This window comes from Desulfonauticus autotrophicus, assembly GCF_055381725.1.
On record NZ_AP042395.1, the window covers coordinates 840,825 to 853,327 of the forward strand.

Below are 12,503 nucleotides of genomic sequence, written 5' to 3' on the forward strand. Positions count from 1 at the left end.
TTACTCCTTTATAAGTTCTAAAAAGAGACCATCTAGTTTATTTTTTAACTTTAACTGCTTATAACGAAAAGAAAACAAAAAAATCCAAAGAAAGAAAAAAGTAAACAGACTAAAGAGCAAAGTAAAAAACATTTCCTCAGGAAGACCACCTTCCCTAGAAGCAAACACAGCAGGGTGAATACTTCTAAAGATTCTAGCAGAAAAAAAGACCAGAGGTACATCTAAAAAAGCAACTACACCTAACACAGCAGATAGTTTTCTTTTTCTAACCAGAGGTAAATCTAAAGTTTGGAGTAACAAATAAGCTGAATAGAGAAACCACATTACTAAAGTAGTGGTAAGCCTGGGGTCCCAGGTCCACCAAACACCCCAACTAGCCTTGGCCCAAATAGAGCCACTTACCAGAGCCAGTCCGGAAAAAAGCACTCCAATTTCTGCACTGGCCACACTAAGCAAACTATATTTTTCTTTTGCTTTAAACAAAAACAGTAAAGAAAAGCAAAAAACTAGAAAAAAACTAAACATTCCCCACCAGGCAAAGGGTAAGTGCAAGTAAAATATTTTTTGTACTATACCTAGAGTTGCTTCCACTGGAGCATAAAACCAAATCATCCACTGATTTATTATTAAAGAAAATAGGAATATAACAACTAATAACCACATATTTATTCTCCACTAAACACAAAGGGAAATAAAATATATCCACTTCCCAGGTAAATTAAATCAAAAGAAAACACTATTTTCATCCAGGAGGACAAACTAATATTTACTTCTCCCAGAAACCAGCTACCTGTCTTTACACCAGCAAGCACTAAGGGAACCAATAAAGGAAAAATAATTATGGATAAAAAGGACTCTCTTAATTCATGTCCTTGAGACAAAGCTCCCAGTAAAGAACCTACCAGCACTAAACCTAAATCAATAGATAAAAAAATAGCCAGGGCTAAAAAAGAAAACTGAACAACACTTTGCTCTAAAAACACAAAAATGGCTATTGAAAAAATAAGTTGAATAACCAGAGTAACCGTTAAACCACTTAAGGATTTGGCCAACCAGATATTTTGGCTAGCTAAAGGTGAAAGCAATAAGGCATCTTGCATTTTACTTTCTTCTTCTAAAAAATAAATAAAATTAAAAATCAAAATCAAAGCAAAAACAGTAGATATCCAGAAGATGGAAGCTGCTTGATTAGGAGTTATTCTCTCACCTATTGGTTTGGCTAGGCTAAAAATAAATATCAATAATAATCCCAATAAAATAGCCTGGACAAAAACACTGCTCCTTCCAAAGATAAGCTGGCAATCTTTTTTAACCAGAGCCCAAAAAGACAAATCAATGCTCCTTTATTTTGAGTTCTTTGTTTTCAATAGAGAGCTCAAAATCATAAGCAGAAAAGTTCTCTAAATGAGAAATCCAAATCACCAATTTTCCCTCTTTTTTAAAAAAGGTAATTTTTTCTCTCAATTTTGCTTGAAATTCTTTATCTAGACCTGTTTCTGGTTCATCCAACAAAATAACCTCTGGTTTACATAGAAACAATCTGGCTAAATTTAAACGTTGCTTCATACCCCGGGAAAAATTCTTTACCTTTTCTCGCGCAAAAAACTTAAGTCCAACTTCCTCCAGATAAGTCAATAAAGCTTGTTTACTAAGTTTTAGACCATAAATTGTAGCGAAAAAATCCAGATTTTCTTCTGCTGTCAAATAGGAATATAAAAAAGGCTGATGGGCCAAATAACCTACTTTATATTTGGGAGTAGAAGATATTACCTTCCCTTCTGTAGGCTTTAAAATACCTGCTATAATTTTAAGCAAAGTAGACTTTCCACTGCCATTAGCACCTCTTAGCATATAAATCTTACCTGGAAACAACTCTAGAGAAACATTCTTGAAAATTAAACGCTCTCCAAAAAAATGCGTAATATTGTTAAGCTCTAGCAACATAATTTATATTTTTTGCTTCCTAAATACAGCCAAAAGCCCAAATAAAGATAAAATACTTCCTCCAATCCATACCCAGTTAATAGCTGGATTTAGACTTACCTTAATACTTACATTTTTATCTTCATCAAAACCCAGTAAACTAATATACACTTCCTGACCTAAAGAAGGATAAGTATCCACTTCTACAAAAGGCTGTTCAAAATGAGCATATAGTCTTTTTTGAGGCAGCAATTCTCCTAAATATTTCTTCTGTTTATAAAGTTTAAATTTGGCCTCAAAAATCTTTATCCCTGGCTCTTCTTTTTGCACTAAATCCTCATAATGCAGTTCATAATTACTAAATGCCACCTTTTTTTGGGGAGATAAAATTAATTCTTTCTCCTGTTTAAAAGGTCCAGATAAAGCTACACCTATTACTAAAATAGCCAGTCCTAAATGCAAACCATAAACTCCCAAAAAAGAAATATTTTTATAAAGCTTTTCTTTAAATAAGCTAAACAAAACTGTACCTATTAAGCCAATAGAAACTCCTATAGCCAATAAAGAAAGAAGATTAGCATAACCTAAAAAGTAAAATAAACCAATAGAGCCCAAGGCTAAAAGCATAGCAACAAAAGATAAAGTTTTACTTTTTAAACTTCCTTGCCAGTTAATTAAAAAGCAAAAGAAAAGGACGATACTAATTAAGACAAATAAAGGCAAACAAACCTTATTATAAAATTTTGCATCCAATCCAATGGGGCTACTGGACCAAAGTTTAGAAATAACAGGCCACATAGTTCCCATAATAATAATTATTCCTATAAATATAAGTATCCAGGAAGTAATAAATAAAAGTCCAGACTTGGACCACACTTCATCTAGAGATTTAGAAGAAACTTTAACAAACAGATTTAAAATAACTATTCCTAAGTAAACCATCATAAAAACCACTAAAGGAGTGCCCACTCCTGTACTGCCAAAGGCATGCAAAGATTCCACTACATTACTTCTAACCAAAAAAGTGGCAAAAATACAGCTAAGAAAACTTAAATGTATCAGGGCATAACTGGTTTTATATAAGGTCTTCTTCCTTCTACTAATAAGAGATAAGTGTAGATAGGCAGTGGCAAAAAGCCAGGGAATAAGAGAAGCATTCTCAACAGGGTCCCAGGCCCAATACCCTCCCCAGCCCAACTCCATATAAGACCACCAACCACCCAGCAAAATACCAATGGTCAAAAAGACCCAGGCTAAAACAGTTAAATTACGAATAGGCCTGAACCAGTCTTTATACCTCCCCTCCAACCAAAAGACCAAGGCCAGACAGGCAGGTAAAGTAAACCCTGCATAACCTAAAAAAAGCAAAGGAGGATGAAAAATTATTCCCACATTTTGCAAGAGTGGATTTAGACCTCTTCCTTCTACAGGAGCAGGATCCAATTTTAAAAAAGGATTACTAGGACCAGTTAACATCAAAAGAAAAAAAGCTTCAATCAAAAAGTAAAATACCCAGAATAAAATCTTTTCTCGATCCCTTAAATTTTCTCTATAGGTGGGAGTAAAAATAAAGAAAACTCCCAGTAAAGCAATACACAATAACCAAAACAAAAAAGAGCCATCTTGCCCAGCCCAAAAAGCACTGAGTCTATAAAAAAGCGGTAAAAAGCTATCCGTATAATCATGGACATAAGAAAAAGAAAAGTCTTTTACTGCCAAGGCATAAAATAAAATAAATGAGGATAATAATACAGTAGCTGTAATTAGTTTTTGACATAATTCTAGATAACTTAACTTTATTTCTTCACCTTGATTAACAAGCAAAAAATATATACTTATACCTCCTCCAAGTATTCCTATCAATAAAGATAGAAGTAAAGAAAAAAAGCTACATAATGCATAAAATATCTCCTTACTTAATTAAACAAGTGAAATAGTCAAAAACAGACTTATAAGCTTAATTATTCTTCTTTTTATATTTAGAAGGACACTTGGTCATAATCAAAGTGGCATCAAAAATATTACTTTGATGATTCATTTTTCCTTCTACTATCACTTCCACTCCTGGCTTAAAGGTATCAGGTAAGGCCCCTTGATAATAAACAGGAATAACTTTTTCCTTATTTTCCTTATCTGCCAGTAAAAAGTTTACTTCCAACTTACTCTTAGACTGCTTAAAATCCTTTGCCTCTACCAGGCCAAAGAGCCTGGCCTGGTCAATCTTATCCAATCCCATGGCCACGGCTTCAGACACTTTTAAAAAATAGACCTTATCTTCTTTTAAAGCACTTACTCCCAGATAAATAATTGCACCTAAAATCAGCAAAAAAGCCAAAATATAATTCTTTTTCATTCTTATTCCCTTGTTCCAATAATTTTTTTTCTTCTCTCTCTAGCTAGCTCTCGCATATCTATCACTTCATCTGTTTCGTCAATGATTTCTTTACCCAAAATCTCTTCCAGCACATCTTCCAGGGTAACTAAGCCGGCCACTCCGCCATACTCATCCAAAACAATAAAAAGATGAGTCCTGGTTTCCAAAAGTTTCACCAGCAGCCTATCCAAAGTTACACTTTCAGGTATGAACTGCACAGGTTTCATAATTTTATCCAGGGTCAAATTATGTTTATCACTAGCCAAAGAAGAAAGAAGATCCCTTCTTAAAACAATACCAACAATATCTTCAGGATCCTTATCATACACAGGTATTCTACTATGTGGAATAATTTTTTTCTTTTCAAAAGCTTCCTGCACAGTTATATTTACGGGTAAAGTAAACATAACTGTACGCGGAGTCATAATATCACTCACTCTTTTTTTATCTAAGTTTAAAATATTTTGAATAGAAGTTTCTTCATAAGGTTTTATAATTCCAGACCTTCTACCTAAGTTTAAAATTGCGATTAAATCATCCTCTGTAGCTTTACATTTATCTTTATTCTTTTCAATAAAATATACAAAAATATTGAACAATTTAATGATAGGTTTAAACACAACAATAAGACCATAAAGAGGATATACTATATAAGGAATAATCTTATCATTATATACTACACCTACTGTTTTGGGAATAATTTCAGAGAAGACTAAAATTACAAAGGTAAAAACCAGGGAAAATAAAAAAATACTCCCTTCTCCAAATACTTCTACAGCAGCAGCACCTGCAATAGCAGCACCCGCAGTATGGGCAATGGTATTTAGAGTCAAAATGGCACTAATAGGCTCTTCTATATTAGCTCGAAGGTCTTCTAAAATCCTGCCTGCTCTCTTGCTTCTATCCTTTAATTTCTCCACAGCTCCCCAAGAAATGGAATAAAGGGCAGCTTCAGCCACAGAGCAGAGAGCAGAAACAAAGACAGCCAAAAAGAAAGCTAAAATTAGGTCTAGCATGGAGAAGAGAAGTTAGCTTAAAACCATTAGAAGAGCAAGTTTCTCCTCTGGACCAAATTTACCTTTTAACCTTATTTTATTCTAACTTCCTGGTTTGAAAATATTTAGCCAACCTACTGGCTTCCTTTTCCTGGGCTTCCCAATTACCAAAGCCCAAACCTTTGGCAATAAGACTGGTCATCTCCCTTCTCATCTGAGCACTTACTTTGCCTGCGGGTTTGCGGGCCCAGGGTGTGCCTGGCAAAGGAATAAAGGTATGGGCATGCACCTTACCTCCCAGTTCCACAATTTGACGCATCAACAAAATGCTTTTTTGTTCATCTTCCCAGGACTCTTGAGGTAGGCCAAAAATAAAATCCACCACTGGTAAAAAGTTAAATTTTCTAGCCAGCTTAACTGCCTCTAACACATCTCCAGCCGTGTGCTTTCTACCACTTAATTCCAGGATTTTATCACTTCCAGATTGAGCCCCAATCACCAGATTTTGATTGTCCACCCATCTGGAAAGCACCTTTAAACTCTTGACACTAACCTGCTCAGGCCTGACTTCAGAAGGAAAGGAACCAAAAAAAATTCTACCCTGAGGAGCTATTTCTTTTACTTTAGCCAGTAATTCTTCAATTGCTTCCAGATTAACTTCCTTTCCGTCCTTAGAGCCATAAGCTAAAGCATTGGGAGTAATAAATCTAAAATCCAATAATTTTTTTTGTTTAAAAAACCTTACCCACTCCAAAAGGACTTCTAAAGACCTGTGTCTTACCTTTGGACCAAAAATATAAGAAGTTTGACAGTACTTACAGGCAAAAGGACAACCCCTGGTAATTTCCAGAGGACCAAAGCGTTTTAATTGTTTACTAAAGGGTAAATAAGAATTAAAATCTATCAGTTCCTTTTTGTTTTTTACCAATCTTCCCTTTTGTTTAAAGGCTATACCAGGAATATCTTTTAGCTCTTTATCTTCTATAAAATTTTTAATAAAAAGAGGAAAACTTTTTTCTCCCTCACCCAAAAAAACATAATCAAACCCTAAATCTAAAGTACCTTTATAATCTCCTGTGGGATGAGGTCCACCAGCAAGAAAAAGTGCAGTGGGAAACTTTTTCTTTAAATAATCTATTGTACTTTTTACGGTCAAAAGATTAAAAGAGGAAAAAGAGAAACAAAAAATTATTTTTTCTTTTTCTAAAGATAACTCTATCTCTTCTATATTTTTAAAAAAATGAACCTTACACCAGGAAAGTAGCTTAAAAGTTTCCAGTGCTCCTAAAAGAGCATTTATACTATAACGATTTAAATTATTGGACCAGAAAAAGAGAAACTTCAGACATAGAAAAGAAAGCCAGGAAGAAGATCTTCCTGGCTTAAAGGACAACTGTATTCTCAAAAGCTTTTTGCAGAGCAGCAAAATTTTTAGGTCCCAACTTAGCCCCAAACCTTTCCATTAAAACTCCTTCCATATCTGCAGGAGAAAGTAAGTTGGTAGCCTTAAGCAAAGCTCCCAACATGGTAGTATTAGTAATGGGTACCCCCAAAGTCTCTAAGGCAATTTTAAGAGCATCCACTTGGGCTAAACGGGGATAGCTATATTTTTTCTTCACGCTTTCAGCTTGTTCTGGAGTATTAACTACCACCAACCCCTTTTCCTTAAGTCCAGCATCTACTTTAACCACATCCAATAAAGTAGGATCCAGCACCAAAACCACATCTGGTTCGTAAATCTTCTCTCTAATCTTTATGGGCTCATCTGAAACCCTGACAAAGGCTTCTACAGGAGCACCTCTTCTTTCTGGGCCAAAACTGGGAAATGCTTGAGCATATTTGCCTTTATCAATGGCAGCCTTGGCCAAAAGCTCAGCTGAAGTTACTCCTCCTTGCCCACCTCGTCCATGAATTCTAATCTCCAACATCATTTCTACTCCTAAATTTTCTGCCTAAAATTTAAAGATTGTTTCAAGGTTTCTTGATCCATATACTTGACTTCCGCTCCCAGGGGAATACCCTGGGCTAACCTGCTTAAAATTAAATGAGAAAAGTCTCTGCTGACCATATTTTTTATGTAAGAGGCTGTATTTTCAGCTTCAACGGTGGCGCCCAAAGCCAAAATCAATTCTTTTAACTCAGGATCAGCAAGCCGTTTGCGTAAGCCTTCTAGGTTTATGCCCTTTAACTCCTTATCTTCTAAAGGATTATAAAGACCACCCAAAATAAAATACTTTCCCCTATAAAAACCAGCCTCTTCTAAAACTAAATAGGAATCTAAATCTGCTACTACACAAAGTAAACTAGCATCTCTACTGGGATCTCTACAAATAGAGCACTCCTCTTCTTCGCTTAACAATCCACAATGAACACAAGGTTTTAATTTTTCTCTAAAAGTAAGAATAATTTTGCCAATATTTTGCACCTTTTCTTCTGGCCAGGTTAAGATTTCCATAACCATCCGTAAAGCGCTCTTAGGGCCAATCCCGGGAAAACCAGTAAAGACCTTCCAAAGCTCTTGTAAAGGAGCAGGTAAATGTTTAAGCATTGCTAAAACAATCCCGGGATATTCAGTCCCCCAGTAAGCTGGGACATTTCACTCTGAACCATTTCCTTGGCCTTTTTCAAACCATCATTAACCGCTGCCAGGACTAAATCTTCCAGCATCTGCACATCATTGGGATCTACTACTGTAGGATCAATTTTAATTTCTAAAACTTCCTGCCCTCCACTTACCTTTACCTGGACCATACCTCCGCCAGCTGAAGCCTCTACCACCTTATTCTTTAGTTCTTCCTGCATTTGAAGCATTTTTTTCTGTAACATCTGAGCTTGACGTATTAAATCGTTCATTTACTTCCTCCATTTAATTTTCTTATTTCCACTATTCTAGCATCAAATTCTTCTAAAATTTTGTGGACCAAGGGATGAGACTTTACCTTTTCTCGAAAATTTTTTTCTGTATTATTTTCTCTATTCTCTATTTGTCTATCTATAGTTCTATTATTTATTTCATTTTTTTTTCTGCTTCAACCTCTAAGGATAAGTTTTCTTCCCTAACAGGTACAAGTTTGGGCAAATAAGCCAAATTAAAAAGTACCAGCTCTAAAGCAAGAATGGGATCTGTCCCTTTTAAAATACTTTTTGCCTCCTCTAAAACCATCTGCCAGCTTAAATGTATCCTGCTTTCTCCAAAAGCCTGGGCTACTTTTAACCAGAACTCCAGAGAGTCTCCCTTCCATGGAACAAGAGAACTAGCTTTTTTACCTAACTGAGAAAGAAGAAATAAATTACGCCAGTAATTAATAAACTCTTTTAAAAAAAAGGAAAGGTCCAGGCCACTTTCTCTAATTTCTTCACTTATATTATGCAACCTTTCTAAATCACTGTTAAAAATACTTTTAAATATCTGCTCAAAAAATTCTTCTCCAGCCAGGCCTAAGAGAAGTCTTACCTCCTTGGCTTGAAGAATCTTTTCAGAAAAAACCAACACCTGCCCCAAAAGAGACATGGCATCACGAATAGAACCATTTCCCTTTTTAGCAATAAGTTCTACAGCTTCTGGTTCAAACTCTATTTGTTCTTTTTTTAAAACTTTTTTTAAATGCTCTTCAATTTCTCTTTGGGTAAGAGACTTAAAGGTATAATGCTGGCATCTGCTAACAATAGTGATGGGAAATTTTTCCACTTCTGTAGTAGCAAAAATAAAAATACAGTGTTTAGGTGGCTCTTCCAGGGTCTTTAATAAGGCATTAAAGGCAGAATTAGAAAGCATATGAGCTTCATCAATGATAATTACTTTATAGCGAGAGTTTAAGGGCGGTAAAAAAACATCTTCCCTTAACTTGCGCACATGGTCTACTCCAGTATGAGAAGCTCCATCTATCTCCAAAACATCAGGAGAAGTACCTTTGGTAATGGCCATACAACTGGCACACTCATTACAGGGTTCAGGTGTAGGTGCCTTGGTGCAATTAACCACCTTGGCTAAAATTCTGGCCAAGGTGGTTTTACCCACTCCCCTGGTGCCACTAAAAAGATAAACTGGGGCTACTCTATCTTCTTGAGCAGCCCTTGAAAGCGCTTTTTTTATAGGGTCTTGTCCAACAACCTCAGCAAAGCACTGGGGACGATATTTAGCAGTTAGTTGTTCAGCCATTAGATTTCAAATTTGGTCAGCCAACCAGCGTATTTTAAATTGTCTCCCTTAACAATCTTAAAATATTCAGCTTGCAATAACAAAGAGATAGGTCCAGCTTGCCCCTGTCCAATCTGCCTCCTATCCACTTCCCGAATAGGAGTAACTTCTGCCGCAGTTCCACAGAAAAAGGCTTCATCAGCAGCATACAGCTCATCTCTGGTAAAACGCTGCTCTACCACTTCATACCCCATGTCTTTGGCCAGAGTAATTAAAGAATCTCTGGTAATACCAGGTAAAATAGAATCCAAAGGAGGAGTTTTTATCCTACTGTGTTTTACAATAAAAATATTTTCTCCAGTAGCTTCAGCCACATACCCTTCAGGATCCAGCATTAAAGCCTCATCATAACCATCAGCTATGGCTTCTTGTTTGGCCAACACAGAATTGACATAATTACCACACACTTTGGCCTTGGTCATCATAATATTTACATGATGCCTGGTAAAAGAAGAGGTTTTAACTCTAATTCCCTTTTGTAAGGCCTCTTCTCCCAGGTAAGCTCCCCAGGGCCACACAGCAATGATTAAATGGACAGGATTTTTCCCAGGAAACACTCCCATACCACCCTGACCAATAAAGGCCAAAGGACGAATATAACCTTCTTCCAGTTTATTGGCTTTTAGGGTTTCAATAATAGCCTCTTCTACCTCCTTAGGAGAAAAGGGTATTTTCATCTCCACAGCTTTAGCAGAATTAAACAGTCTTTCCACATGTTCTTCCAACCTAAATACAGCTAAACTCCCATCCACGCACTTATAACACCTGATTCCTTCAAATACCCCAACTCCATAGTGCAAGGTATGGGTTAAAACATGCACCTTGGCATCAGCAAAGGGAATTAACTTCCCATCAAACCAGATCTTTTCTGCGCTTATCATAAGGCCTCCATTTATTTAAATTAACTCCTCGCCCTAAAATAAATCTTTAAGGGCACCATCTCCAAATTAAATAATTTTCTCAATCTATTTTCCAGAAACCTTTTATAACTGGGTTTTATCCCCTTAGGTTCATTCACAAAAAAGACAAACTCTGGAGGATTAGTCCCAGTCTGGGTTACATAATAAAATTTAAGCCTTCTTCCTTTTCCCAGAGGCGGCTGATGCCTGTGCACTTCCCTTAACAACTTGTTTAAGTGAGAAGTGGGAATACGGGTTCCACATTTAGACCAGAGTTTATGCACTAAAGGTAAAAGCCCACCCAAGCCAGCTTTAGTAACATTAGAAGTATATATTACTGGCACATAGTTACAAAAACGGAGCTCATAAGCTATCTCTTCTTTTCTTTGCTTAAGCTCATACTCCTCTAATAGATCTATTTTATTTACTACTACTATAAAGGGTATGCTTTCCCTTTCTAAAAAGGAAATAAGCTTTTTGTCCTGATGACAAACACCTTCTAAAGCATCTATTAATAGCAAAACAACATTTGCTCTTTTAATTGTTTTTAGAGCTTTTAAGACACTAAAGCGCTCAAGCTTATCCTCTATACTAGTACGCCTTCTTACTCCTGGAGTATCTACAAAGATATACACCTGCTCATCTTTTTCTATTTTTATGTCAACACAATCTCTAGTAGTTCCGGGAATAGAACTAACGATTTGTTTTTTTCTTCCCACAAAATAATTAATCAAAGAGGATTTCCCCACATTAGGACGCCCCAAAACGCATAACTTCAGGCCTTCTTCTTCCTTTTCTCTTCACTCTCACCTAAAAAAGGTAACCTTTGGATAATCTCTTCTAATAAATTAGAAACATTATACCTATGCGCAGCAGAAACAGCTATCAAAGGAAAACCAAGGCCATAAAAGTCAGCCAGTAATACATCTTCCTGCTCTAATCCATCCACCTTATTTACTACTAGCAAAGTATTTTTGCCACTTTGCCTTAACAAATTAGCAACATCCTTATCTGCTGGGGTCAGACCATCTTTTCCATCCACCACAAAAAGCACCAGATCTGCTTCTGCCAGGGCATCTTCAGCTTGAGCCAGAACCTCTTTTTCCAGTTCTTCTTCTCCTTCCAGAATAAGACCACCTGTATCTACCAGGGAAAACACACCCTGCTCATGTTTCACTTCTCCGTAGATATTATCTCTGGTCACTCCTGGCCGGTCGTGAGTTAGGGCCTTGTTTTCCCTGATAAGCCGATTAAACAAAGTGGACTTGCCCACATTGGGACGCCCTAAAATTACAACTAAAGGTAGCATACTTTTCCTATTTTCCCTCTTTTAAACGTGTACTAATTTCCTCAGCTACCTTAACTCCTGAAAGCAACATTCCGCCAAAAATAGGACCCATTCTATAGGAACCAAAGCAGGCATTAGCTGCCATTCCACAGACATAAATACCAGGAAAAGCCTCTCTGGTATTTTTTAAGGTATTTTCTTCAGCCACTTCAGCCCACATGGACTTTTCTCCTTCAATACCACCAGAAGGAGTAAAAAGTTTAATATCATTTTTACGCACCAAAGTCTTCAAAACCTCTGTATCATGGCCAGTGGCTTCTATAACGAATTTGGTTTCCAAAACCAAGGGATCTACATGTAGACCGGCTATTTCCACTGGGCTGTAATTTACCACCAGGCCAGCCACCCTTTTTACCTTACCCTCTTCTCTAATCACCACATCTTCCACACTCATACAATTAAAGATTTTAGCTCCAGCCTTACAGGCCTTGGAAGCTAAAGTAGTAGTAGCCAGTACAGCATCCACCACATAATAACCAGGCTTATATTCTTCACAGATAATATCCATTTCTTCTAAAATCTGCTTTCCTTGCTCTTGTACCACAATATAATTAAAGGTCATTCCACCTCCCCACATGCCACCGCCAATGGAGAGTTTGCGTTCAAAAAGAGCGACATTAAAGCCCTCTTTGGCCAGATGATAAGCTGCAGTAAGCCCAGAAGGACCACCACCCACAATGGCCACATCCAGATTAAGGCAACGCTTAAAATCTTCAAAATATTTACTAATGATAGCTTCAGAAATAATCTTTTCGTCTAAACTCAT

General features: G+C 36.6%; 15 protein-coding genes. All 15 read right to left on the bottom strand.

Translation table 11 applies throughout. The annotated features are described in order from the left end of the window. The 15 genes from ACZ42F_RS04905 to ACZ42F_RS04975 all read right to left on the bottom strand — a co-directional run bounded on the left by ACZ42F_RS04905 (position 1) and on the right by ACZ42F_RS04975 (position 12,503). Positions 1-663: a cytochrome c biogenesis protein gene (locus ACZ42F_RS04905; protein ID WP_464279968.1), complete on the bottom strand. Its 663-nt coding sequence runs from the start codon at positions 661-663 to the stop codon at positions 1-3. A 2-nt stretch (positions 664-665) separates the two neighbouring features. Next, complete coding sequence (locus tag ACZ42F_RS04910) at positions 666-1,331, bottom strand: heme exporter protein CcmB (protein WP_464279969.1); 666 nt, start codon at positions 1,329-1,331, stop codon at positions 666-668. 1 nt (position 1,332) lies between these two features. After that, the gene (locus ACZ42F_RS04915) at positions 1,333-1,944 is read right to left on the bottom strand and encodes an ABC transporter ATP-binding protein (RefSeq protein ID WP_464279970.1); all 612 of its coding nucleotides are present in this window, start codon (positions 1,942-1,944) and stop codon (positions 1,333-1,335) included. A 3-nt stretch (positions 1,945-1,947) separates the two neighbouring features. Then, the gene (locus ACZ42F_RS04920; protein WP_464279971.1) at positions 1,948-3,747 is read right to left on the bottom strand and encodes a heme lyase CcmF/NrfE family subunit; all 1,800 of its coding nucleotides are present in this window, start codon (positions 3,745-3,747) and stop codon (positions 1,948-1,950) included. A gap of 133 nt (positions 3,748-3,880) precedes the next feature. After that, positions 3,881-4,276 carry a cytochrome c maturation protein CcmE gene (locus tag ACZ42F_RS04925; protein ID WP_029966351.1) on the bottom strand — a complete coding sequence of 132 codons (396 nt, stop codon included), beginning with the start codon at positions 4,274-4,276 and terminating at the stop codon, positions 3,881-3,883. 2 nt (positions 4,277-4,278) lie between these two features. Next, positions 4,279-5,313 (bottom strand): hemolysin family protein, encoded by a 1,035-nt coding sequence (locus ACZ42F_RS04930; RefSeq protein ID WP_029966353.1) that lies wholly within the window; start codon positions 5,311-5,313, stop codon positions 4,279-4,281. A 76-nt stretch (positions 5,314-5,389) separates the two neighbouring features. After that, positions 5,390-6,697, bottom strand: coding sequence for a TIGR04013 family B12-binding domain/radical SAM domain-containing protein (locus ACZ42F_RS04935; RefSeq protein ID WP_464279972.1), 1,308 nt, complete (start codon positions 6,695-6,697; stop codon positions 5,390-5,392). Further along, complete coding sequence (locus ACZ42F_RS04940; RefSeq protein WP_029966364.1) at positions 6,675-7,220, bottom strand: pyruvate ferredoxin oxidoreductase subunit gamma; 546 nt, start codon at positions 7,218-7,220, stop codon at positions 6,675-6,677. Before ACZ42F_RS04940 ends, ACZ42F_RS04935 begins: the two co-directional genes overlap by 23 nt. An 11-nt stretch (positions 7,221-7,231) precedes the next feature. Then, a complete protein-coding gene (recR, locus tag ACZ42F_RS04945) occupies positions 7,232-7,840 on the bottom strand; it encodes a recombination mediator RecR (RefSeq protein WP_029966367.1) in 609 nt (202 codons plus the stop codon). A gap of 2 nt (positions 7,841-7,842) precedes the next feature. Further along, the gene (locus ACZ42F_RS04950) at positions 7,843-8,145 is read right to left on the bottom strand and encodes a YbaB/EbfC family nucleoid-associated protein (protein WP_029966369.1); all 303 of its coding nucleotides are present in this window, start codon (positions 8,143-8,145) and stop codon (positions 7,843-7,845) included. A 154-nt stretch (positions 8,146-8,299) separates the two neighbouring features. Then, the gene (dnaX, locus tag ACZ42F_RS04955; protein ID WP_464279973.1) at positions 8,300-9,451 is read right to left on the bottom strand and encodes a DNA polymerase III subunit gamma/tau; all 1,152 of its coding nucleotides are present in this window, start codon (positions 9,449-9,451) and stop codon (positions 8,300-8,302) included. After that, complete coding sequence (locus tag ACZ42F_RS04960) at positions 9,451-10,371, bottom strand: branched-chain amino acid transaminase (protein ID WP_464279974.1); 921 nt, start codon at positions 10,369-10,371, stop codon at positions 9,451-9,453. Before ACZ42F_RS04960 ends, dnaX begins: the two co-directional genes overlap by 1 nt. A 20-nt stretch (positions 10,372-10,391) precedes the next feature. Beyond that, entirely contained in the window at positions 10,392-11,153 is a 762-nt protein-coding gene (locus ACZ42F_RS04965) for a GTPase (RefSeq protein ID WP_464279975.1), read from the bottom strand. Between the two features lie 11 nt (positions 11,154-11,164). After that, positions 11,165-11,698 carry a GTPase gene (locus ACZ42F_RS04970; RefSeq protein ID WP_464279976.1) on the bottom strand — a complete coding sequence of 178 codons (534 nt, stop codon included), beginning with the start codon at positions 11,696-11,698 and terminating at the stop codon, positions 11,165-11,167. 7 nt (positions 11,699-11,705) lie between these two features. Beyond that, positions 11,706-12,503, bottom strand: coding sequence for a sulfide-dependent adenosine diphosphate thiazole synthase (locus ACZ42F_RS04975; RefSeq protein ID WP_029966379.1), 798 nt, complete (start codon positions 12,501-12,503; stop codon positions 11,706-11,708).